This window comes from Nostoc sp. UHCC 0252 (assembly GCF_034931145.1).
Taxonomy (GTDB): domain Bacteria; phylum Cyanobacteriota; class Cyanobacteriia; order Cyanobacteriales; family Nostocaceae; genus Nostoc.
The window spans coordinates 38,194-63,465 of record NZ_JAYGHE010000017.1; the positions used below are offsets into that span (position 1 = coordinate 38,194).

Below are 25,272 nucleotides of genomic sequence, written 5' to 3' on the forward strand. Positions count from 1 at the left end.
TCCTAAAAAATCTAAATATTTAATGAGAAATTTATTATTGACTCAAACAGTTTTCTCTGATTGCAAAAAGTAGACAAATCAAATTAAGATTAGTCGATATACCTTACTAGACAAGAGTTCAAAACTCTCAATCTATAAGTAAAAAAGATATTTAAATTTAAATAGTAGACCTTGGTGGAAATTTAGCTACCTTCAACAACCGAATTCTGTCTTCGTCCCTTGTTTTCATTAAAATAGTATCCCTGCACCGGAGCAAAAGAATTGCTCACCAGCCCAAAATTGTTGGGTTTGTTTCAACTGGCAAAAGGTTAAAGGAGAAAAATTTTTATCCTTTATCTTTCCCCTCGCCAAAGTCCTTGGCGAACTACTCGTGTAGAGCCGTCTGATTATCAACATAAATGAATTTACTGGGCTTGGCTTGGTTTAGATGTGCAAATTTGTCTTCGTGTATTCATTTTCTTAATTTATCTTAACTTACTCTTTCAGGGATTTAACTATAGAAGAATATGCTTAGTCATCCGCCGTAGGAAATACATCTGCATCACAAAAATGCAGGGACAAAAAGTATGTTTTTATACTAGTTTTTCTGAAAAGGCACTTTTTCCGTCGTCAAAAGTGCAATTTTGCTAAAAAAATACGTATTCTTTCGAGTATATTATTGTTTTTATTTTTTCATTAAGTGACATTTTTCCTGAAAAGCTACGTAAGTGTTGATAAACCATGTGTCATAAAAAATGGATTTTATCAAGGGTATTAACGAAGAAATTCGCCCACCATGAGCGGGGCTTGTACCAAAATTTTCTTAGTTTCTATACTGTTTATCAAGCAGATGAGTCGCTAAGGAACATCGAGCATAGCTGCCAATTTCAGCCCAAACCCTTTTAAAACCTCGTTTATAGCCTCTGCCTGGAAATGCTTATTATTGGGCTGCGATCGCAAATTTTGAGATGGAGTCTTACATTAGTCATTCTCAGCCAAAGATTTTTGGCGAGACATAATGCTACAAATATGTTGGCAAGGATACAGGATTGCTGTGCTTCTACGAGAAACCTATCTCTATAAGGGTTTGTGTAAAATAGTATCGATCCTTAATCCATAATGGTTTTTCTCAAAAATTACGTTCTCAGCGCTTAGTCATCTACCAAAGGATATATAAAAACTTAAGAAATTATGTCTTTATCGTTACAAATAATTGACTCAATAAGTTTTTAGTGGCAGTATAAAGGCCACTAATTTTTTGTAGTTTGACTCATGCTACAAAGCGAGTTCAAGAGTTGGTACAGATGTCAGCCAGTCACTCATTAAGGAACCGCTTAGGAAAAGCAAAAGAATTGACATTTTTATCAAAAGATTTTCTATTGTAAATTGGGTCATCTGTCTAAAGTGCGATCGCAGAATTTCAATTTTTCAAACTGACTAAGTTGAAAATGTCAAAATCACCATCAAAACGAAAGAATTGACACTTTCATCAAAAGATTTTTCATTGCAGATATGCTTTTTTCATAGTAAACATCACTGTTTCTGAACCTCTTCAGGCAGTTAAATAAGTAGGTCGGCGTTATTAAACTTAACTAAATGAAGTTTTGTAAAATTTATGAGAAGCAGTTGAGTTAAGGATTAGTTGCTCTTTTGCATACTTTTAAATGATTTAGTTTTTCCTTACCAACCTACTTCAGCACTGTAATTATCACAGCTAGAGCGAAAAATTTGACACCTCCATCAAAGGATTGTCGATTGCACAAAAGTTATCATCCCCTCTATTCTGGTTTCTAGAAGCACAGCCTTACTTGCTGTATGCTTTGCAAAATATTTTTTGGTAGTGCGTTCACAACCATCAATCAGTAGCAATCAACCGTTTCTACTATCGAGCAAACTCGGTTATACCTGTCACAAACAACAGAGTTGTTCGTATTAAATATTGCTAGCGCTGTGATTGTAAACTAAAAAGCCTTTGTGTAACTTTATGTAATTGCGTGAAACCAATGAGTCAAAACTATACTGGTTCAAACTCTCCTCTCATCACCACAGAGCCATACAAAGAACTATATGTAGAGCCTTCTCATCAGGTTGATGAATCGGAGAACGGGGGAATTCAGCCTTTTTTAAATGACCAAACGCCTCCGAAGCTTTCAGTTGCCGATGCGATCGCTCAGATGTTGGAAAATTTGGGAGTAAACTACGCTTTTGGTGTTGCTGGTGGTGCAATGGCCAGCCTCTGGGGTTCGCTATCCAATAGCAGCATAGAAGTGTTGAACTTCCGCCATGAAGCAGGAGCGGCCTTTGCAGCCACCGAAGCCTACTTTGCCAATAATCGCCCCACTGTAGTTTTCACCACAGCCGGGCCGGGGATCACCAACGCGCTGACCGGCTTATTTGCGGCTCGTGGTGAAGGTGCAAAGGTAATTTTGCTATCGGCTTGCACCTCAGCACCGCAGCGTGGACGCTGGGCAATTCAAGAAACCAGCACTTATACATTGCCCAGTGGGGGAATTTTTACCCCAGGAGCCTTATTCAACTATGCAATCACCATTGAATCTGCGGCTCAACTACCGCAGATTTTCCGCAAACTGGCGATGGCTATGGCACAACCAGGCGGATTTGTCGCTCATTTGAGCATTCCCACCGCAGTGCAGACAAGTTTAGTTGAGGATGTAGCCTTACCCCAACTAGATGTTACTCAATTTCCGATGACTCCTCCCAAAGAAGCGATCGCTAAATCTCTAGAGTTATTATCATCTGGCCCCTTTGCCATCTGGGTTGGTTTCGGTGCGCGTGATGCAGCAGAAGAAATCCTCGAACTCGCTGAAAAAACGGGAGCAGCCGTTATGTGTTCCCCCCGTGGCAAAGGTATCTTCCCTGAAGATCATCCTCAATTTGTGGGTGTTACAGGTTTAGGTGGTCATGCTTCCGTCTTAACTTATATGGAAGAACAACCTCCACTACACACACTTGTATTAGGAACCCGCCTTGGTGAACCGACTTCCTTTTGGAGTTCGGCGCTAGTTCCAAAAGGAGGTTTTATCCATGTAGATATTGACCCAGAAGTGCCAGGTGTAGCCTATCCCCATGTTGAAACTTTAGGGGTTCGCTCTGATATCAAAGCTTTTGTGGAAGAGTTATTGGAGCAATTACCAGATGCTCCTCATTCCACAACTTTGTCATTACCTCGTCCAGAACGTAAAGCAATTGAACCTGCATCAGAAGTAGATTATCCAGTGCGGCCAGAAGTATTGATGGCAGCAATTCAAAAGATAATTGTTGAAGGTAGCGATGCAATAGTAATGGCGGAGTGTGGTAACTCATTTACTTGGTCAACGCATCTACTCCAATTTACCGAAACCAATCGTTATCGAGTCAGCACCGGAGTCGGCGCAATGGGTCACGCTGTTACTGGAATACTGGGTGCAGCGCTGGCAAGCAATAGCAAGGCTGTAGGCATTGTTGGCGATGGGGCAATGCTGATGAATAACGAAATCAGCACAGCCGTGAAATACAAAATTCCAGCGATTTGGATTGTCCTCAACGATGCACGTTACAACATGTGCCATCAAGGGATGAAAATCTTGGGATTAAAAGGCGCAGATGCCACACTTCCACCGACAAACTTCGCCATGATTGCGCGGGGGATGGGAGCAGAAGCCCTCGTGGTTGTTAGAGAGTCGGATATTGAAGCGGCATTAGAACAAGCGATCGCATCATCTGTTCCTTTTCTGATTGATGTCGTGATTGATGCCGATCGCCCAGCACCATCTGGTGGACGTAACAAGAGTTTAGCCGCACAAGGAGTTAAATCAAGCCCGGCGAAAAATGGAACCAAGCAAGTTTCCTTCCCAATGGTTTGATTTTAAAAGCTGGCAATTTCATTCAATTGCTATAGACACTAAAACCCCAATCAAACAGACTTTTTAAGATATGTCTGATTGGTACATTCGCAGTCTTAGTCTACTCACCAAAGGATAAGGATAAAGTACGAGTTTAAAAGCAAGAAAAACTTTTTTCCAGCTAACAACAATATTACATAACTGGAACTTTAAACTTTTGGTTTTTGAACCTTACTTTATTCTTGCTTCATCCTATCTTAATATTCGAGATTGCCTTTTTGTCTATATCTTTACATTTCGTAATTCTTATTACTTTGAGGTCAAGATGCTGCTATTTGAAACTGTTAGAGAAATGGGGCACGAACAAGTCCTGTTTTGTCATGGTAAAAACCCTGAAATTAAGGCAATTATTGCCATCCATGACACAACCTTGGGCCCAGCGATGGGAGCTACAAGACTCATGCCTTATGTCAACGAAGAAGCTGCTTTAAAAGATGCACTTCGTCTTAGTCGGGGGATGACATACAAAGCTGCCTGTGCAAACATTCCGGCTGGTGGGGGAAAAGCAGTTATTATTGCTAATCCTGAAAATAAAACAGATGAACTGTTGAGAGCTTACGGACGTTTTGTTAACAGCCTCAATGGACGTTTTATTACCGGACAAGATGTCAATATTACCCCTGATAATGTCCGAACAATCGCTCAAGAAACTAAACACGTTGTTGGAGTATCAGAAAAATCTGGTGGCCCTGCTCCCATAACATCGTTAGGAGTTTTTCTGGGGATCAAAGCTGCTGTAGAGTCTCGTTGGCAGAGTAAAAGACTTGATGGGATGAAAGTTGCAGTTCAAGGCTTGGGAAATGTTGGTAAAAATCTTTGTCGTCACTTACACGAGCATGATGTCAAGCTTTTTGTGAGCGATGTAGACCCAGCCAAAACGGAAGAAGTAAAACGGCTTTTTGGTGCAACGATTGTAGAACCAAGCGAAATTTACAGTCTTGATGTAGATATCTTTTCTCCTTGCGCTTTAGGAGGAATTCTTAACAGCCATACAATTCCTTTTCTGCAAGCTAAGATTATTGCCGGTGCAGCTAATAATCAATTAGAGAATGAGCAATTACATGGTCAAATGCTTACCAAAAAAGGGATTCTCTACAGCCCTGACTACGTAATTAATGCTGGAGGACTAATCAACGTTTACAACGAAATGATTGGTTATGACGAAGAAAAAGCCTTCAAGCAAGTGCATAACATTTATGACACCCTGTTAGCAATTTTTGAGATTGCGAAAGAGCAGGGAGTTACCACCAACGATGCTGCTAAACGGTTAGCAGAAGACCGCATCAACAATAGTAAACGCAGCAAGTCTAAAGCGATCGCAGCTTAATTTTTATTATCTTCAGGAGTGATAAGTGGAAAAAAATACTTTTGCAACATCAGCTTACATTGCAACTTCACCAGAGAACGCCTTTAACTACCTGTGTAGTTTAAAGAACTTGGATGAATGGACACTTTATAGCCGGATGAAAGAGCAAGTTGACGAAGATACTTGGCTTGGAACTGCATCCGGTTATCACAAAAATCTCTATTATCACGTTAAAAAACTAGAAAATCCGCTTTTCTACGGCATTGAATGGCACTGCGGATTAGAGTATCAAAAATATTTTCAAGTTTACCCTGTTTTGTTATTTCCTACCGATTACATCGAGCCGGGAACAGATGAAAAAGGTGTCTACTTTCATTGGCTGAGTTTTGTCGACCCCAAACGGCAGACTCAGATGATTATGCAGGGAATTCATACAGTTCATACTTCTGAATGCCGTTCTCTCAAAGGTAATTTGGAACGCAAAGCTGGTCTGACTTCAGCAGCTAAAGGTCGCCACTTTATCGATACTGACACCATCTATGTTGATGCCCCAATCGAAATCGGTATTGAATACTTAAAAGACTTAAAAAATGTAGATGAGTGGGCGCATTTGCTTCGTCCAGATGGTGATATTACTTCTGAATCAGGTGAATTTAAAGATGAATATGACCAAAAGGTAAAAGTTTCTGTACGAGTTCATAGCCTGAGTAAATACTACTTACTTGAACAAGAACACTTTTATCCAGACTACGAATATTATCAGCGTTCTGTAGCGTTACTCATTCCAACCGCATACTCTTTCGCTGACCCCGAAGCTTCTGGTTTCATCCTGCATCGGATCACATTTTGGAGAACAGATGGAACTGTTAGCCACGGCAAACTTCAAATTGAAGATTTTGGCGCTGAGAGCATGAACATCAAACGTTTACTCGAAGCTAAAGCTGGCAACCTCAAATCATTCGATCGCGGAATGAGCTATCTGCCAAAAATTAAAGAGGATCTAGTCACTAGTCATTAGTCATTGGTCATTGTTCAAATAACAAATGACGAATGACAAATGACCACGAACAAAATATGAAACTGAAGCCACTTACTATTACTATCCTCACTTTTTGCGTTGCCGCTTTTTCTGGAATGAAAGCTGCCTCAGCTGCATCATTTTCAGTAATCGCCGACGGTCTATATAATGCCGGCGGACTGAGTTTTAGCCCTGATGGTAGTCTCTATGTTACAGAGGCGGGAATAGGGGGAAGTGGGGCTTGTGTTCCACCAGCAAGTGGTCAAGGCGATTCCTTATGCTATGGCACTAGTGGGGCAGTTACCAAAATTGAGAACGGTAAAACCGAACGCATACTTACAGGACTTCCTTCCTTAGCATTACCAGATGGCACTGGAGCCGCAGGCCCTCGTGATATCAAATTTGATACTAAAGGTAAACCTTATGTTCTGATTGGGTATGGAGCCGATCCTACCTTTCGCGATCGCAATTTAGGTGACACTGACCTCGGTAAAATCATCGCTGCCGACTTTAATACCAACTCCTGGACGAGTGTTGGCGATTTAGCTAACTATGAACTCGCCAACAATCCCGATGGTGGTGATGTCGGTAGTAATCCCTTGGGTTTTGCAATAGACGGCGATAAGTTAGTTGCAGTTGATGCAGGCGCAAATAACTTACTCAGTGTTAACACTGATGGTAGTAATTTGCAGTCCATAGTTGCGTTTCCCCAAGACATCTTGACTAATCCCGTCTTCCCACCCTCCGGTACACCATCCAATGAACCAGCACAAGTACCATCTCAAGGTGAAGAAGTGCGATCGCCGCAGTTTGCAACCCAAGCAGTACCCTCAAGTGTGGCTAAAGGCCCTGACGGCGCTTATTATGTCAGCCAATTTACTGGTTTTCCCTTCCCTGAAGGTGGGGCAAAAATCTATCGAGTCGGTACTGATGGAACATCAACAGTTTTCGCCGATGGTTTTACCCAACTTACAGATTTGGAATTTGATACTGAGGGTAATTTATATGCTTTGCAGTACGCCAATCAGTCAGCCTGGAAGGGTGATTTTGATGGTTCTGTGATCAAAATGGCTGCTGATGGGACACGCACAACTCTGCTGAGTGGCAATGGATTAGAGTCACCTAGCGCCCTGACTATTGGTGCCGATGGTGCAGTATACGTCACCAACCGAGGCGATCGCCCCGGATTTGGACAAGTGATCAGAATTGAGGATACCAAATCTATTCCTGAACCTGATTCTACTTTCGGCGTATTAGCGATCGCGGCCTTGGGCGTTGGTTGGTTGCACAAAAAGAGAGCTACTAAACCTCCCATTAATGGAGCCGTGGCGCTCAAGTAAAGAGTTTCAAACCAATCCTGCGTTCTTCAAAAACTGGGATTCGTTGTCTTTAAAACCATAAAAGTTTCCACTTATTTAATTCTCAATCTCCAAAGGTATGAAACTCAAATCATTTGCTCTGACATCTATAACATTTTGTTTTGCTGCTATTTGTGGAACACCATCTGTACAAGCTGCAACACTAACGACAATTGTTGATGGAGTCAGTAATGCACGGGCTGTTAGCTTTGGCCCCGACGGTACTCTTTACGTAGCCGAGCCAGGTATCGGAGGGGACGGAAATTGCCAACCATCTCCGAGTACCCTGTTTCAACCTATCTGTGCTGGTAATAGTGGATCACTAGTCAAAGTTGCATCAGATGGCACCACACAGCGTCTCTTCAATAACTTTGAATCTATAGCAGAGCAACCCAGTGGCAACCAAGGCGCTGGTATTCAAGATATACAATTCGACTCTCAGGGGAATGCTTATCTTCTGACTGGGTTTGCTGGTTATCCAGGAAATCGTGATCTAGAATCACTTAACCTTGGTGCTACCTTCCCGATCCCAGACCAACAACTTGCTACTTTCCCGCCATCCACACCGGATAAAGTACTGAATACCCCGCATTTAGCACAACTTTTCAAAGCTGACTTGAACACTGGAGAACTGGAAAGTATTTTCGACTTCGGCAAGTATGAAATTACTAATAACCCAGACGGTGGGGATGTAGTTACCAACCCCTTTGATTTGACCGTTAGTGGCGATACTGCTTATGTCATTGATGGTGGCGGAAACGCCGCTTACAAAATCAAACTTGATGGAAGTGAGTCTGAGGCGATCGCAATTCCCAAGAAAGTCCTTAGTGCTTCAACATTGCCACCTTTACCACCAGGACAAGAACTGCCTCCAGGGTTAATAGAAATACTTCCAGGAGGAAACATCGCAATTCAATCAGTACCTACAGGTGGCACAATTGGCCCCGATGGAGCCTTGTACGTTGCTGAATATTCAGGTTTTCCATATCCAGAAAATGAATCGCGGATCTTCCGCATCGGCGAGGATGGGAACCCAGAGGTTTTTCTGGATGGGTTTACACAAATCACAGATTTAACCTTTGATGATCAAGGCAACTTGCTGGTGTTACAGTTCGGCGACGAGTCTCAGTTGCAGGGTGACTTGCGGTTCCTTCCCGGTTCTCTAATCAAAGTTGCTCCAGATTTAACTCGTACAACCTTGGTTGCTGCGGGTGAAGGGCTGGAATCGTCTGCTGGAATCGATATTGGCCCTGACGGGCAAATATACATCACCAAGCGCGGTGTTGGCCCAGAACTAGGATCGGTTGTTCGGGTAGATGGTATCGTTACAGAAAAAGTCCCCGAACCTACTTCGGTACTTAGCTTATTAGCACTTGCTAGTGTAGGCGCAACTGGTGCGATCGCCAAGCGTAAACGCCAACACAAGTTGGGTGAATTGCTACCCAAAGCAGAGATAGTCTAATTCCTCATTACCTGATGTCAGGTAATGCTTAGAGAATAGGCTGCTGCCTCACACAGAAAGTTGCATTTCAAACAGGAGGCAGCAGCCCAAATATTAGGGTTCCCGAACTAGGACTGGGAACGAATATTAGTCTAGGAAAGAGTATACACTCATACAACCAGGACTTCAAACTCATGGGATTAGTCAAAAATTTCTCAATCGGCATTCTCGGTACTGGATTGATGGTGCTGGCAACAGCAGCCCAAGCCAAGGCTTTAACATTAACTTACGACAGAAGTATCGGTAGTCCTGGCTTCGGCCCTGGAGAACTGTTTGTTCCCCAAGGGATAGCAGTGGATAGCCAAGGAAATACCCTCATAGCTAACGGACGCGGTATTAACCCGGCGGATGGTAGTCCTAACTTCGACCTTGGCAACAAAATTGAAATATTTAATCCTAGCGGTCAGTATATCGGAGCAATTGGCTCCGGCGGCACAGGGCCCGGGCAGTTTGACGAGCCAACAACTGTAGACTTTAATCCCGTAACAGGGGATCTGTATTCAGGTGATGTTTACAACAACCGCATCAATCAATTCGATTCTCAGGGTAACTTTATTAGATCCTTTGCAAACGGAGATTTTACCCCTCGCGTAAATGATCGGATTTTCTTTGGGCCATCTGGTTTGACATTTGACGAAACTGGCAACGTTTACGTAGGTGATTTTAACGGCGAAAGAATCCTTAAATTTACACCAGACGGACAGCCAATTGGTGTCATTGGTGGCACTCTGGGCACTGCACCTGGGGAATTCCAAGGTGTAGCAGGTGTGAGAATTTCCCCAGTTAGTGGAAATATCTTTGTAGCTGACCAGTATAACAACCGCGTTCAAGTACTTGATCCAACTGGTAATCCTCTGTTGGCATTTGGTTCAGCAGGTAGCGAACCTGGACAGTTTCTTCAGCCAATTGGCATCGAAGTAGACGAATTTGAGAATATTTATGTAGCTGATTCTATTAACAGCCGCGTCCAGGTATTTGATAAAAACGGTAACTTCTTGACTTCCTTCGGTCAACCAGCCCTAGATGCATCAGGTAATCCTGTACCACCTCCAGCATTAACTGGCCCTCCTTTTGGCGATCCCCTCGACCTCACTCCCGGCAGATTTAACTGGACGGGTGGCACAACCCTCAAAGATGGCAAGCTTTATGTGGGCGATTTCTTCCAAGGTCGTGTCCAAGTGTTAAACATAGAAGACAGACAGCAAGTACCAGAGCCTGGTTCAACATTGGGTCTAGCATTGCTCGGACTTGGGGCTGCTACCATCACATTGCGGAAACGTAGGCAACAAAAGCCAGTTTTCAGCTTAGAGAAGTAACTCCAAAAACATTGCTAATTACTAATTCGTAGTTTCGTAAGGTGCGTTATGCCCTTGGCTAACGCACCATCTCCATAATTTCCATGCATTACGCTTTGCGGTAACACACCCTACTCGCTAATTGTAATTACGAATTACGAATTACGAATTACAAAATCAAGGTGCTTCCAGGACATTAACAGCTCATGCACATTCTGATTTATTCATACAACTATCATCCAGAACCAATTGGTATTGCACCTTTGATGACTGAACTAGCAGAAGGGCTGGTGAAGCGAGGACATCAAGTGCGGGTAATTACGGGTATGCCTAACTATCCTCAGCGTCAGATTTACGACGGGTATCGAGGTAAGTTATATGTTACCGAACAGAAAAACGGTGTCAAAATTCAGCGTAGTTACCTGCGAATTAAGTCTAAACCTAACCTCATAGACCGATTACTGCTAGAGTTGAGCTTTGTTTTTACAAGTTTGCCACAAGCACTTAAGGGTAAGCGACCTGATGTAATTCTCTTAACAGTACCGCCGTTACTTGTTTGTTTACCTGCAACTTTCATAGGTTGGCTATATAACTGCCCGGTAGTGTTGAATGTGCAAGATATCCTTCCAGAAGCTGGTGTGCGTGTTGGGCTAATTAAGAATAAGTTGATGATTAAAGGTTTGGAAGCTTTAGAAAAATTTGCTTACCGAACTGCACATACCATTAGCGTAATAGCCGATGGCTTTGTAGATAATCTTATAAATAAAGGTGTACCTGCTAATAAAATTGCCTGCATTCCCAATTGGGTAAATCTAAATTTTATCCGCCCTTTGCCGAGGGAAAATAACTCTTGGAGAGCTACCCATAAACTTGATGATAAATTTGTAGTGCTTTATTCAGGTAATATTGCTCTCACACAGGGTTTGGAAACAGTAATAGAAGCAGCAGCCCGGTTGTGTCATCTAAAAGAAATTGTCTTTGTCATAGCCGGTGAATCTCAAGCCCTCGAAAGATTGCAAAAACATTGTCTTGCTTGTGGTGCAGATAACGTTTTACTTTTACCGTTGGAAGTGCGAGAAAAACTACCACAAATGTTAGCAGCCGCAGATGTGGGGTTGATTGTACAAAAACGGAATGTAATTTCCTTCAATATGCCTTCTAAAATACCACTGTTGTTAGCTAGTGGTCGCCCAATTGTGGGTTCAGTGCCGGCTGTTGGGACTGCTGCCAAAGCCATCAGAAAAAGTGGCGGCGGTGTTATCGTTGAGCCAGAATCGGCAGATGCTTTGGCTGCGGCGGTGCAGAATTTATATCATCAACCAGAATTAGCAGCGCAATTAGGACGTAAGGGAAGAAAGTTTGCGGTAGAGAACTATTCCTTTGAGCAAGCGCTAGATCGATATGAAGAGTTATTTTCTGATGCGATCGCTAAAAAAGCAACAAACTTGGATATCTTACCAGAAATGAGTTCTAAAGAATCACTTGTTGATATTTGAAAATTGGGGACGAGAAAAATGCCTCTGAAATCCTCTTATTCAGATCAGCTTAAAAAAACTGACCAGAGCTTGATCGCCTTACTTAGCGATCGCATATCATTATTAGCAGCATCAGAACAGCCTTCTTTAGATGAACAATTGGCTGATGTCGCTCCCCTACTGGCTCAAGCTGGTATTCCTGAGTCTGTTTGGGCGGATGTAGTAAAGAGTTGCCATGCCAGTATCCCTAAATCTGCCACAAATCATGTTATTCCCCGACAAGTTACCATCATCGGTGGACATGGCAGGATGGGAAGATTATTTAAAGAGCAGCTTTCAGTAGTAGGCCACAATGTTAGTGTTCTCGAAAATGATGATTGGGAATACGCAGATAAACTATTAAGTCAGGCAGAATTAGTATTAGTAAGCGTTCCTATTGAATATACGGTTGATGTTATCAAGCGGGCAGCACAATATCTTGCCCCGACTACAGCTTTGTGTGACATAACAAGTATTAAAACACAGCCTACTCAAGCAATGCTAGAACACCATTGTGGCCCCGTTATGGGTTTACATCCAATGTTTGGGCCAAATATCAAATCGTTTTTGGGGCAAAAAGTGGTAGTATGTCCCGGCCGAAACGATGATTCATTTCAATGGTTGTTAGATTTTCTCGAAAGTAAAGGTGGTGAGTTAATTGTTTGCACACCTGAAGAACACGATCAAATGATGGTGATTATTCAAGCCACGCAGCATTTTTGTAGATTTAGTCTGGGGGTTTTCTTAGCACAAACAAGGGTGGAAATAGAGCAGAGTTTAACAATGTCAACTCCTAATTATCGTCAAGAAATTGATATTGTGAAGCGTTTGTTTTCTCAAAATCCTAATTTATGTGTTGATATTATGCTAGCTACTGAAGAAAGATGTAATGCTATTAGTTTTTTAGCTAATACTTACAGCCGTTTGGCGAGGCTGGTGGCTAGAAAGGATAGAGAGGCATTAATTAAGGAGTTTGAAAATACTCAAAGTTTTTTTGAAGAAAAAATAAGCACTTTTTTACAGCCTTTACACACAACGGCTCTCCAAGGAGATTTTAAGCCACAGAATATTAGCATTTGAATAACAATTTTTTATGAGGAACGAACCGCAAAGGGCGCAAAGAACGCGTTCACGCAGCGTCTCGTAGAGAAGGAAGAAAGAGAGGCAATAAAGTTTAGTGCAGCCTCATCAACAAATGGATGAATAAAGAAAACTATGCTGATAGATATCTTTCATGATCCGGTTTGCCCTTGGTGCAGAATTGGGAAAAAACATCTGTTTGATGCACTGGCACAATGGCAAGAACAAGAAGTACATATTCGATGGCATCCCTTTCTTCTGGATAATACTATTCCTGCTGAAGGGTACGAATTTCGCAGCTTTATGCAAGATAGAAAGGGCATTAAAGCGTCAGAACTGCAACATCTGTTTGATTATACACAACGTGCAGGTGAGGCGGCTGGAGTTAAGCTAGATTTTAACAAAATTCCTTTGGCTGTGAATACTAAGCTTGCTCACCAACTGATTGCAGTAGCACCAGCAAACATAAAAAATGATGTCGTTGAAGCTATTTATAGAGCTTACTTTCAAGAAGGTTTGAACATCGGGGATATTAACGTTATTGTTGCAATCGGTACAGCACATCAGATGAATAGTACCGAATTAAAGTTACAATTAAATGATTGCAATGTAGTTGATTTAGTTATTGCTGAATCAGCATTCGCTCGGTTAAATGGCATTAACAGCGTGCCGTTTTACATCATGAATAATCAAGTCAAGGTAAATGGTTCTCACTCGGTAGAGGTTTTCCTAGAAGCTTTGAATAGTGCTGTACTTTTAGATATACCTGCAAAAATATGATTGTTGACATCAAGCAAAAAAGCAAATTAATTCATCAACGTGTTTCGGTTACTTTTAACTACGAGGTTTATTTCACCCAAAATTTATTTGAGCTGAAAAACCCCACACTAGCGCAAGTGGTTACGGCAGATGAGGAGACACCGAAGAAAATAGTTGCGGTGGTAGATGCAGGAATATTAAAGTATCAACCGGAATTGGTAAAGCAATTAGTTGCGTATACCAAGTTTTATGGAGAAGTACTAGCGATCGCAGCCGAACCGATGATAATTTCAGGAGGAGAAGCTGCCAAAAACGATCCCACTCTAGTAGAGCAAATCCAGCAACTGATTGAAACAGCCGGATTATGTCGCCATTCTTATGTGTTAGCGATCGGGGGCGGGGCGATATTAGATTTGGTAGGATATGCTGCTGCAACTGCTCACCGGGGAATTCGCCTGATTCGGGTTCCGACAACGGTGTTAGCGCAAAATGATTCTGGGGTTGGAGTCAAAAACGGCATCAACGCCTTTGGTAAAAAGAATTTTCTCGGCACATTTGCGCCACCTTATGCAGTTATAAATGACTCTGCGTTCTTGACAACCCTAGACGATCGCGATTGGCGTTCCGGGATTGCAGAAGCCGTGAAAGTGGCACTGATTAAGGATGCTAACTTTTTCGATTTTATCCACTCTCACAGCAAAGCCCTGGGGCGGCGAGACATGGATGCCATGCAAGAAGTTATCTATCGTTGCGCCCAGTTGCATTTAGAGCATATTGCCAATAGCGGCGATCCTTTTGAAATGGGTTCGTCTCGTCCCTTGGATTTTGGACATTGGGCGGCTCATAAACTGGAGCATTTGACAAATTATCGCTTGCGTCATGGCGAAGCCGTTGCGATCGGTATTGCTTTGGATAGCACCTATTCTTATTTAGCAGGATTGCTTGATTGCTCAGAATGGCAACGGATATTAAATACTTTATCAGCGTTGGGTTTCACGTTGTATGTGCCAGAACTAGCTCATAAGTTATCACAACTAGAACATCCTGATTGTTTGTTTCATGGTTTAACTGAGTTCCGCGAACACTTGGGTGGAGAATTGACTTTAACATTACTAAAAAGTATTGGCAAAGCAATTGAAGTTCATGAGGTGAATTTGTTGTTATATAGGCAAGCAATATCACTGTTGCGGGAATTTTAGAATTGTAGGACTAATATTCCTCTTTACTCTGTGCCCTCTGCGCCTCCGTGGTTCAATAAACTTTTAAACCGCAGAGGCACAGAGAACGCTGAGAAATAACAAGAGATTTTACAAGGTATATTGAAGGGTTAGATTAGACTTTAAAATAAAATAATCTCCTACTTTTGAGAGAGGCGAATAATTCAAATATCACTATCAGTAAAAGTAATAAAAAATTAGTATAAAAAGCGAATAAATTGACATTTAATCGAAAAATTATTCAATGTACTATCTGCTTGATATCTAGTAATCTTAAATAAGAAGCGAAAAGTTTTCAATTACCTTTTTCACAAATAATCCGCACATTTAAATAGGCTGGTTTAGATTGATATCAAATATCTAAGTTGTTATTTGTTTATAAACAACTACTACTTATTAATAGCTTTCGACCAATAATGACTCATAAATCTTACAAAAAAATTACCCATGATTTTTAATTCCCGTTCCTACAAAACCCTTGGTGGCATACTTGTTTCTCGCTCCATCACCGAAGTGAAGATGGACACCGCTCTCGAAGATATTCTGTTTCACTTAAATTCTCAGCGTGGCGGCTTGCTCAGAAGCAGCTACGAATATCCAGGCAGATATAAAAGATGGGCGATCGGATTTGTCAATCCACCATTGGAATTAAGTACACAAGAAAATGCTTTCAATTTGATAGCGTTGAATGAACGCGGCCAAGTACTTCTACCATTACTATTAGAGTGTTTATCTAATTCAAATCAACTTGAGAAAGTTACCCTAGACAATAACAATATTGTCGGTTTTGTGAAACCTTCCAAGAGGTTATTCACTGAAGAAGAACGCAGTAAGCAACCTTCAGCATTTACAGTTGTCCGCGAAATTCTCCATACCTTTTCTAGCCAAGAAGATGAGCATTTAGGATTGTATGGGGCTTTTGGTTATGACTTAGTTTTTCAGTTTGAACCAATTACCCAACGTCTGGAACGTCCTACAGATCAGCGCGATTTGGTGCTTTATCTTCCTGATGAATTGATAGTTGTTGATTACTATCAGCAAAGCGCATTCCGTTTACAATATGATTTTGAAACACCGCAGGGCAGTACGAAAAATCTGCCTCGAACAGGTGAGTCTGTTGATTATCGCGGAAAACATCTTACCCCTAATCAAACGGCTGACCATAAAGTAGGCGAGTATGGGAAAAAAGTTGAGTCTGCACTTGATTATTTCCGCCGAGGCGATTTATTTGAAGTTGTTCCTAGCCAAAACTTCTTTGAAGGCTATGAAGATGAACCCAGTAAACTGTTTGAGACTTTAAAGGATATAAATCCTAGTCCTTATGGGTTTATTTTTAATTTAGGTGGAGAATATCTGATTGGCGCATCTCCAGAAATGTTTGTGCGAGTTGAAGGGAAGCGGATAGAAACTTGTCCCATTAGTGGCACTATTAGCCGGGGATTAGATGCTCTCGACGATGCGGTGCAAATTCGTCATTTACTCAACTCGCACAAAGATGAAGCTGAGTTGACCATGTGTACTGATGTCGATCGCAATGACAAATCCCGAATCTGCGAACCTGGTTCAGTACAAGTCATTGGTCGTCGCCAAATTGAATTATACAGCCACCTGATTCATACAGTCGATCATGTTGAAGGGATACTGCGATCGCAATTTGATGCTTTAGATGCCTTTCTTTCGCACACTTGGGCGGTTACAGTCACCGGCGCACCTAAAAAAGCCGCAATAGATTTTATTGAACAGCACGAACGTAGCGCCCGACGTTGGTATGGTGGCGCAGTCGGTTATTTAAATTTCAATGGGAATTTAAATACTGGCTTAATTCTGCGGACAATCCGATTAAAAGACTGCATCGCCGAAGTGCGAGTTGGGGCTACTGTCCTTTATGACTCCATACCCCAAGCCGAAGAACAAGAAACAATCACCAAAGCTGCTGCTTTATTTGAAACGATTCGCCGTGTTAAGCAAAGCAGTCAGAAAATTGATAAATCCAGTTCTAAAAAATCAACTAAAATTCTCTCAAGTGCGGAAGCTGGCAAACGCATCTTACTAATAGATTATGAAGATTCTTTTGTTCATACCCTAGCCAATTACATTCGCCAAACTGGTGCAAGCGTCACCACATTACGTCATGGTTTCTCGGAATCGTTATTCGATACAGAACGCCCTGACTTAGTTGTTTTATCTCCCGGCCCTGGTAGACCAAGTGATTTTCGGGTTCCCCAGACTGTCGGTGCTATTCTTAATCGCAAAATTCCCATTTTCGGAGTTTGTCTAGGGCTGCAAGGCATCGTTGAAGCTTTTGATGGACAATTGGGAGTTCTCAACTATCCTCAACATGGGAAATCTTCACGGATTTTCGTTACTGATTCAGATTCCGTGACCTTCAAGAATTTACCAGAATCCTTTACCGTGGGTAGATATCACTCATTATTTGCTCTACCGGAGCATTTACCCCAAGAACTGAAGGTGACAGCGATTTCTGATGACGGCGTAATTATGGGTATTGAACATCAGACACTTCCCATCGCCGCCGTTCAGTTTCATCCAGAATCAATCATGACTCTAGCGGGAGAAGTCGGTCTGGAAATCATTAAAAATGTGGTGCGGGCATATACACAAACTAAAGAGCCATTGAGAATTGGGAATAGAGAATAGGGAATTGGGAATTGGGAATTGGTATTTTTCCCCCCTGCTCCCTGCCCCCTGCCCCCTGCTCCCTGCCCCCTGCCCCCTGCCCCCTGCCCCCTGCTCCCTGCTAACAGATTATGACTAACCAAGTTACCGCTTCCCGCCATATTCTTGAAGAGATTGTATTGCATAAAAGGCAAGAAGTTGCACAGATGCAGCAGGAATTTCCTCTAGCTTCTTTGCAGCAGCAGTTAATTAAGGCTCCACCTGTCCGAAATTTCTTAACTGCTTTACAACAAAATCCTAGCCAACCTAGCTTAATTGCTGAGGTAAAAAAGGCATCACCCAGCCGTGGGATTATTCGGGCGGATTTTGATCCAGTTGCGATCGCTCAAGCTTATGAACGAGGTGGTGCAGCTTGTCTATCAGTCCTCACCGATCATAAGTTTTTTCAGGGCAGTTTTGACAATCTGCGGCGTGTGCGATCGCATGTTGCATTACCTCTACTGTGCAAAGAATTCATCATCGACCCCTATCAAATCTATCTAGCACGGACAGCAGGCGCAGATGCAGTTTTGTTGATTGCTGCTATCTTATCAGACCAAGAACTGCAAAACTTTCTGCACGTGATTCACGATTTGGGCATGAATGCACTGGTAGAAGTCCATACTTTGGCTGAACTGGATAGAGTGCTTAAGCTTGACGACTTACATTTAGTAGGAATCAACAATCGCAATCTAGAAGATTTTACGGTTGATTTAGGAATAACCCAGCAACTTTTAGCACAGCGCCTGCAATATTTGGAAAGCTTAGATATCACTGTCGTCAGTGAATCTGGACTGTATACACCTGCTGATTTATCTCTTGTTGCTGAAGCTGGTGTGCGTGCGGTTTTGGTTGGAGAGTCTTTAGTTAAACAAAGCGATGTAGAACAAGCTGTGCTGAGTCTTTTAAGCCTTTTTTAGAATACAGACCTAACCCCCAGCCCCTTCCCTGCAAGGGAAGGGGAGTAAGATCAAAGCCTCTCTCCTTTTAGGAGAGAGGTTTGGAGAGAGGTCAAAGTCTATTGCATCTAAAAGACAACGACTTTAATACTCATTAACGGAGATAAAAGACTCATTCACGAGTATAAAAGACTCGTTAACGGAGATAAAAGACTCATTAACGAGTATAAAAGACTCGTTAACGGAGATAAAAGACTCATTAACGAGTATAAAAGACTCGTTAATGGAGATAAAAGGCTCATTAACGAGTATAAAAGACTCGTTAATGGGGATAAAAGGCTCATTCACGAGTATAAAAGACTCGTTAATGGAGATAAAAGACTCAACAACAAAAAATATAGCGTGGGTATCGCTAATTCCTAAATGTTGATTTTTCCAGAATTATTAACTAATCATTAACTATTTCTCAAAATGACTTCTATCTCTGATTCCTTTCAAACTTTACGCGATCGCCAACAGTGTGCTTTAATCCCCTTTATCACAGCAGGCGATCCTAACTTAGATATCACTGCTCAAGCTTTACGTATCTTAGATCGCAACGGTGCTGACTTCATCGAGTTGGGCATTCCCTACTCTGATCCTCTCGCAGATGGGCCTGTAATTCAAGCAGCAGCAACTCGCGCTTTACAAAAAGGCACGAAATTAGAGCAAGTACTAGAAATGTTGGAAGATTTAACTCCAACCCTGAAAGCGCCAATCATTCTATTTACTTATTACAATCCCATTTTGCACCGGGGTATTAAGACATTTTTGGCGCAAATTGCTGCTGCTGGCGTGCAAGGCTTGGTAGTGCCAGATTTACCCTTAGAAGAAGCAGAAGAATTAATCAAAACTGCTGCCTCTTTTGGGATTGAGGTAATTTTACTTGTAGCTCCTACCAGTTCTAAAGATAGGATTTTAGCGATCGCTCGTCAATCCCAAGGTTTTATTTACTTGGTAAGTGTCACAGGCGTTACGGGTGTCCGCGCTCAAATCCAAGACCGCGTAAAAGATTTAATTACCGACTTGCGAAGCGTCACCGATAAACCCATTGGCGTTGGTTTTGGTATTTCCGGGCCAGAACAAGCGCATCAAGTCATGGAATGGGGAGCAGATGCCGTGATTGTTGGTAGTGCCTTTGTCAAACGGTTAGCTGAAGGTAGCCCAACCGAAAGACTACAAGCCGTAGAAAAGCTTTGTCAAGAACTTAAAACAGCCATTACAGAAAGTCGCCACGAAAGTCTATCTCTTCAAGAGGTACGATAAATTCAACCGCAGACTTAGGGTTATACACAACTCAAATTACCCCCCTTAATCCCCCCTTATAAAGGGGGGAAACAAGAAATCCAGTTCCCTCCCCTTTACAAGGGGAGGGTTAGGGTGGGGTAAAACCAGGTAAGTAAACTATTTCAGACTTGTGTATACACCATAGCGCCCCTCTGCCCCCTCCTCCTATGCTTCCATTAAGACCATGAAATTCCTGCTGAAATCTGTCAAAATATTCATTTATAGCTTACTTATAGTTAGCACCTGTGCCCTTGCAGTCTTCGCCCACGATCGCATTGATTACGGACAAAACAAAAACTATACGTATGAAAATCTTCGGGGGCAATACGCTCAATTAGCTGTAAGAAAGAGCGTAACTGACCTGACACCAGCAGAGAAAGCAGCCTTTGTCAAAGCTATCAAAACCTTAAAAACTACAATTCCCCCAGGTAGCAAGCTCAGTATTTACGACCAATTCGTTGCCATACATCTTGGGGCAACACGCTTGATTCATAACCATAAAGGACATTCTAATGCTTCAGTTCAAGAACTGGCTCATGAGAATGCTGCATTTTTCCCCTGGCATCGAGAATATATCCGCAGATTTGAACAAGCTTTGCAAGCAGTAGACCGAACTGTGACTCTGCCATACTGGGATTGGACAGACCCCAAAGCATTTGATGTAGTTTTTAACGATGACTTTCTTGGTTCTAACGGTCAAGGAGTAAACATCAAAATTCCCAATCAGGGAGATTTTACAGGCGGGGCTGTACAAACCGGGGCTTTTGCGGCTGCAAATGGCTGGGTTATGAATCCAGAATTAAACCTTGACCCAGATACCGGAACATCATTAGGGACATCACTTGTACGCTTTCTAAGAATGCCTCCTGCCAGTGATTACCCAGTGCCCAAAAAAGATGTTGAACGTGCCCTGAGTTTGAATAACTATTCTCTATTTCGCCCTGCATTGGAAGGATTTATCTCTGTAGATGAGCAGGGCAAAGTCACCCCCGGCGGATTCGTCCACAATTACATTCATGGCTTAGTGGGTGGGGTGCAGATAGACGCAAGTACGAGACCCATAACATTTAAGGGTTTGGGGACTATGAGCAATATACCAAGTTCACCCTACGATCCAGTGTTTTGGTTGCATCATTCAAACACAGACCGCCTCTGGGCCCAATGGCAAGAAAACGGTCATAAAGGGAGCGATTTTTATCCTGCCGAAGGTCAGCCTTATGGACACAATCTTAAAGACCTAATGTGGCCTTGGGACGGCGGGATGTCTACCCCGAAAGCTACAGAGTTAGGCAATTTACTATCCCTATTACCAAAATTTAACCCTAGCGATTTGGTACGCCCGATAGACGTTTTGAATCACAGGCAACTGGGCTATACCTACGAAACTTGGGAAAGAAAAACGCAAAGATGATTTGAACTAAGGAACCCCACCCCGCAGGCGTGTATACACAAGTCAAATTACCCCCCTTAATCCCCCCTTATAAAGGGGGGAAACCGGAAAATCTAGTTCCCTCCCCTTTATAAGGGGAGGGCTAGGGTGGGGTAAAACTGACAATACTTGAACATAAAAGGATTTTAACCAGTGGTAAGCATACAAGACATCAAGACTGCAATCCAACCAGATTCTTTAGGCAGATTTGGAAGATTTGGCGGTAAATACGTTCCTGAAACCTTAATGCCTGCATTAAGTGAATTAGAAGCAGCATTTCAAAAATATCGCAACGAGCCGAGTTTCCAAGCGGAACTGCAAAACCTACTGCGCGATTACGTCGGACGACCCAGCCCATTATATTTTGCTGAACGCCTGACAACAAACTACGCTAGACCAGATGGCACGGGGCCGCAAATTTATTTAAAGCGTGAGGATTTAAATCATACAGGCGCTCACAAAATTAATAATGCCTTAGCTCAGGTGTTGCTAGCTAAACGCATGGGTAAGCAACGGATTATTGCCGAAACAGGTGCAGGTCAACACGGCGTAGCCACTGCAACTGTATGCGCTAGGTTTGGCTTGAAATGCGTGATTTACATGGGCATCCACGATATGGAACGCCAAGCCCTGAATGTCTTCCGCATGAAATTAATGGGGGCTGAAGTTCGTCCGGTAGAAGCAGGTACAGGAACTCTCAAAGATGCAACTTCTGAGGCGATTCGAGATTGGGTGACAAATGTAGAAACAACCCATTACATCCTTGGTTCTGTTGCTGGCCCTCATCCTTACCCGATGATTGTCCGTGACTTCCACGCGGTAATTGGTGTAGAAACTCGCGCTCAATCCCAAGAGAAATGGGGAGGATTACCAGATATTCTACTGGCTTGCGTGGGTGGAGGTTCCAATGCGATCGGCTTATTCAATGAATTTGTCCATGAATCTTCAGTACGTCTAATTGGAGTCGAAGCGGCAGGTGAAGGTGTAAATACAGAAAAACACGCTGCTACCTTGACAAAAGGAAAAATAGGTGTGTTGCATGGTGCAATGAGCTATTTACTGCAAGATGATGATGGTCAAGTCATCGAAGCTCATTCAATTAGTGCCGGATTAGATTATCCCGGTGTAGGGCCAGAACATAGTTATTTAAAGGATCTTGGCCGCGCCGAATATTACAGTGTGACTGATAAACAAGCCTTAGAAGCATTCCAAAGACTCTCGCAACTAGAAGGAATTATCCCAGCTTTGGAAACTGCTCATGCGATCGCATATCTCGAAACCCTTTGCCCTGAGTTAGAAGGCAATCCCCGCATTGTCATCAATTGTTCCGGCAGAGGTGACAAAGACGTGCAAACCGTCGCCAAAGTCCTGATTCCTTAATTTTCTTGTCGTTTGTCATTAGTCATTTGTCCTTCGTGAATGGCTAATGATCAATGACTAATGACCAATGACTAACGAAAAATATGATAGCTGTAACTCAAACTCCACTTGACAACATCCCCGTTACTTCTGAGTTCTACAACTGGCCAGGTTTATTACAACAGTTGTTGAATCGGAAATCGTTGACAGTTTCCCAAGCTACAGATTTGATGCAAGGTTGGCTCACAGATGCCATTCCTGATGTCTTATCAGGAGCGATTTTAAGCGCGATTCAAGCTAAAGGCGTATCCGCCCAAGAATTAGTAGGGATGGCCAGCGTCTTACAATCCCAATCTCCAATCCCCAGTACCCAGTATCCAGCCCCCCTAATTGACACCTGCGGAACTGGTGGAGACGGCGCTTCCACCTTTAATATTTCCACTGCTGTCGCCTTTGTTGCTGCTGCTGCCGGGGTAAAAGTTGCCAAACATGGCAATCGTTCAGCATCTAGCAAGACTGGTTCGGCTGATGTGCTGGAAGCTTTGGGTATAAATCTCAACGCCAATCCAGAAAAAGTACAAGCCGCAGTGGGCGAGATTGGAATCACCTTTTTGTTTGCTCCCGGTTGGCATCCTGCACTCAAAGCGATCGCAACTTTGCGAAAAACTTTGAAAGTACGGACTGTTTTTAACTTACTCGGCCCGCTAGTAAATCCCATGCGGCCGACAGGGCAAATTATTGGTGTGAACGATCCGCTTTTACTAGAGGAAATTGTTCAAGCTTTATCGCAATTGGGATGCCAACAAGCGATCGCACTTCATGGGCGCGAACGTTTAGATGAAGCTGGTTTGGCAGATGTCACCGACTTAGCTGTACTCCAAGATAACAAGGTGCGTTCTTTAACGCTGAACCCTCAAGAACTTGGTTTGAGTTTTGCCCCCACTGCGGCATTGTGCGGTGGAGATGTCCAAGAAAATGCCGAAATCTTGAAGGCAGTTCTCCAAGGTAAAGGCACTCAAGCGCAGCAAGATGTTGTCGCTTTAAATACAGCCCTAGCGCTCCAAGTTGGTGAAGCCATTCACGGGGAAACGGATATTTTAGTCGGTTGTGTTAAAGGTATTGTCCTGGCTAAGGAAATCCTGCAAAGCGGCGCGGCTTGGACAAAACTAGAACAACTTGCTGAATTTTTACACTAGACAAATCTCTCTCCGTTTCGGAAGTTGTACAGACAAGTCGAATTACCCCCCTTAATCCCCCCTTGTAAAGGGGGGAAACCGGAAAATCTTGTTCCCTCCCCTTTATAAGGGGAGGGTTAGGGTGGGGTAAAACCCTGCTTAATCAGCTATTTCAGACTTGTATGTACACCGTAGCCGAAACGGAGAGAAATCAATATATTACACCCACAAACAATACACAAGGAAAAACAGATGATTATCATACTTAAAAACGGTACACCTGCTGAAGAAATTACTCGCATCAGCGAAGAAGTGAGTGAGACTTGGGGAGTCACGGTAGAAAAAAGCATTGGCACTCATAAAGCTGTCTTAGGGCTAATTGGTGATACGACTAGCATCGATAAATTGCAGGTTCAAGAATTCAGCCCTTGGATTGAGCAAGTATTACGAGTGCAACAACCTTTCAAACGGGTAAGCCGAGAATTCCGACATGGAGAAGCCAGCGAGGTTGTCGTACCTACACCCAATGGTGATGTCTATTTTGGCGAACATCACCCGATTGTAATCGTAGCTGGGCCTTGTTCCGTTGAAAATGAAGCGATGATTGTCGAAACCGCAAAGCGCGTCAAGGCAGCAGGAGCGCAATTTCTCCGTGGTGGAGCATACAAACCCCGTACTTCACCTTATGCCTTTCAAGGTTATGGTGAAAGCGCTTTAGATTTATTAGCAGCAGCGCGGGAAGCGACTGGTTTGGGTATCGTCACAGAATTGATGGATGCTGCGGATTTATCAGCAGTGGCGAAAACAGCTGACATCATCCAAATCGGGGCGCGAAATATGCACAACTTCTCGCTGCTGAAAAAGGTAGGCGCTCAAGATAAACCTGTGCTGCTGAAGCGGGGAATGTCTGCCACAATTGACGAGTGGCTAATGGCAGCAGAATATATTTTGGCATCTGGAAACCCAAATGTGATTCTTTGTGAGCGGGGAATCAGAACCTTTGATGGTAAATATGCCCGCAATACTTTAGATTTATCAGTGCTTCCGGTGTTGCGATCGCTAACGCATTTACCGATTATGATCGATCCTAGTCATGGTACTGGTAGATCAGAATATGTGCCATCGATGGCAATGGCTGCGATCGCAGCTGGTACAGATTCCTTGATGATTGAAGTTCACCCCAATCCTGCAAAAGCTTTATCTGACGGGCCGCAATCTCTCACCCCTGATAAATTTGACCGCTTAGTTCAAGAAATGTCAATTATTGGCAAAGTAGTCGATCGCTGGTCTACACCTGTATTTAATAGTATTAATGACAACCGCGTTCTCTTCGCGTCAAAACTATAAAAGTAGACAGAGTGTAATCCAAGCTGAATTTTTGTGAATGGCGTTAACCCGATCAATGGATTTTTTAGACAAAAGAATCCGTTGGTCGGGTTTTCATCAGCACGAAAGATTATTGTAGAGACGGCGATTCAT

The 25,272-nt window shown here is 42.9% G+C and carries 17 protein-coding genes; all 17 read left to right on the forward strand.

The window, feature by feature from the left end; translation table 11 throughout:
• Positions 1-1,982 precede the first annotated feature (1,982 nt).
• The 17 genes from scyA (at position 1,983) to aroF (ending at position 25,140) form a co-directional block, all read left to right on the forward strand.
• Positions 1,983-3,842, forward strand: a complete 1,860-nt coding sequence (gene scyA / locus VB732_RS12960; protein WP_323231244.1) for a scytonemin biosynthesis protein ScyA — start codon at positions 1,983-1,985, stop codon at positions 3,840-3,842.
• Between the two features lie 304 nt (positions 3,843-4,146).
• Positions 4,147-5,208 carry a tryptophan dehydrogenase ScyB gene (scyB, locus tag VB732_RS12965; protein ID WP_323231245.1) on the forward strand — a complete coding sequence of 354 codons (1,062 nt, stop codon included), beginning with the start codon at positions 4,147-4,149 and terminating at the stop codon, positions 5,206-5,208.
• Positions 5,209-5,233: 25 nt separating this feature from the next.
• The gene (gene scyC, locus VB732_RS12970) at positions 5,234-6,205 is read left to right on the forward strand and encodes a scytonemin biosynthesis cyclase/decarboxylase ScyC (protein ID WP_323231246.1); all 972 of its coding nucleotides are present in this window, start codon (positions 5,234-5,236) and stop codon (positions 6,203-6,205) included.
• 56 nt (positions 6,206-6,261) lie between these two features.
• The gene (locus VB732_RS12975) at positions 6,262-7,545 is read left to right on the forward strand and encodes a ScyD/ScyE family protein (protein WP_323231301.1); all 1,284 of its coding nucleotides are present in this window, start codon (positions 6,262-6,264) and stop codon (positions 7,543-7,545) included.
• A gap of 97 nt (positions 7,546-7,642) precedes the next feature.
• Positions 7,643-9,025, forward strand: coding sequence for a ScyD/ScyE family protein (locus VB732_RS12980; RefSeq protein WP_323231247.1), 1,383 nt, complete (start codon positions 7,643-7,645; stop codon positions 9,023-9,025).
• Positions 9,026-9,198: 173 nt separating this feature from the next.
• A complete protein-coding gene (scyF, locus tag VB732_RS12985) occupies positions 9,199-10,380 on the forward strand; it encodes a scytonemin biosynthesis PEP-CTERM protein ScyF (RefSeq protein ID WP_323231248.1) in 1,182 nt (393 codons plus the stop codon).
• 185 nt (positions 10,381-10,565) lie between these two features.
• Positions 10,566-11,855, forward strand: a complete 1,290-nt coding sequence (locus tag VB732_RS12990) for a glycosyltransferase family 4 protein (RefSeq protein WP_323231249.1) — start codon at positions 10,566-10,568, stop codon at positions 11,853-11,855.
• 18 nt (positions 11,856-11,873) lie between these two features.
• Complete coding sequence (gene tyrA, locus VB732_RS12995; RefSeq protein ID WP_323231250.1) at positions 11,874-12,953, forward strand: bifunctional chorismate mutase/prephenate dehydrogenase; 1,080 nt, start codon at positions 11,874-11,876, stop codon at positions 12,951-12,953.
• 135 nt (positions 12,954-13,088) lie between these two features.
• Entirely contained in the window at positions 13,089-13,733 is a 645-nt protein-coding gene (locus VB732_RS13000) for a DsbA family oxidoreductase (RefSeq protein ID WP_323231251.1), read from the forward strand.
• Entirely contained in the window at positions 13,730-14,911 is a 1,182-nt protein-coding gene (locus VB732_RS13005) for a 3-dehydroquinate synthase (protein ID WP_323231252.1), read from the forward strand. The genes VB732_RS13000 and VB732_RS13005 overlap by 4 nt, the downstream gene beginning before the upstream one ends.
• Positions 14,912-15,376: 465 nt before the next feature.
• Positions 15,377-17,587 carry an anthranilate synthase gene (locus tag VB732_RS13010; RefSeq protein ID WP_323231253.1) on the forward strand — a complete coding sequence of 737 codons (2,211 nt, stop codon included), beginning with the start codon at positions 15,377-15,379 and terminating at the stop codon, positions 17,585-17,587.
• 110 nt (positions 17,588-17,697) lie between these two features.
• Positions 17,698-18,525 (forward strand): indole-3-glycerol phosphate synthase TrpC, encoded by an 828-nt coding sequence (gene trpC / locus VB732_RS13015; RefSeq protein ID WP_323231254.1) that lies wholly within the window; start codon positions 17,698-17,700, stop codon positions 18,523-18,525.
• A gap of 450 nt (positions 18,526-18,975) precedes the next feature.
• The gene (trpA, locus tag VB732_RS13020; RefSeq protein ID WP_323231255.1) at positions 18,976-19,809 is read left to right on the forward strand and encodes a tryptophan synthase subunit alpha; all 834 of its coding nucleotides are present in this window, start codon (positions 18,976-18,978) and stop codon (positions 19,807-19,809) included.
• Between the two features lie 205 nt (positions 19,810-20,014).
• Complete coding sequence (locus VB732_RS13025) at positions 20,015-21,241, forward strand: tyrosinase family protein (protein ID WP_323231256.1); 1,227 nt, start codon at positions 20,015-20,017, stop codon at positions 21,239-21,241.
• Between the two features lie 171 nt (positions 21,242-21,412).
• Complete coding sequence (trpB, locus tag VB732_RS13030; protein ID WP_323231258.1) at positions 21,413-22,639, forward strand: tryptophan synthase subunit beta; 1,227 nt, start codon at positions 21,413-21,415, stop codon at positions 22,637-22,639.
• 83 nt (positions 22,640-22,722) lie between these two features.
• On the forward strand, positions 22,723-23,814 hold the full coding sequence (trpD, locus tag VB732_RS13035) for an anthranilate phosphoribosyltransferase (protein WP_323231259.1): 1,092 nt from the start codon (positions 22,723-22,725) through the stop codon (positions 23,812-23,814).
• Between the two features lie 231 nt (positions 23,815-24,045).
• On the forward strand, positions 24,046-25,140 hold the full coding sequence (aroF, locus tag VB732_RS13040) for a 3-deoxy-7-phosphoheptulonate synthase (protein ID WP_323231260.1): 1,095 nt from the start codon (positions 24,046-24,048) through the stop codon (positions 25,138-25,140).
• The last annotated feature ends 132 nt before the right edge of the window (positions 25,141-25,272 follow it).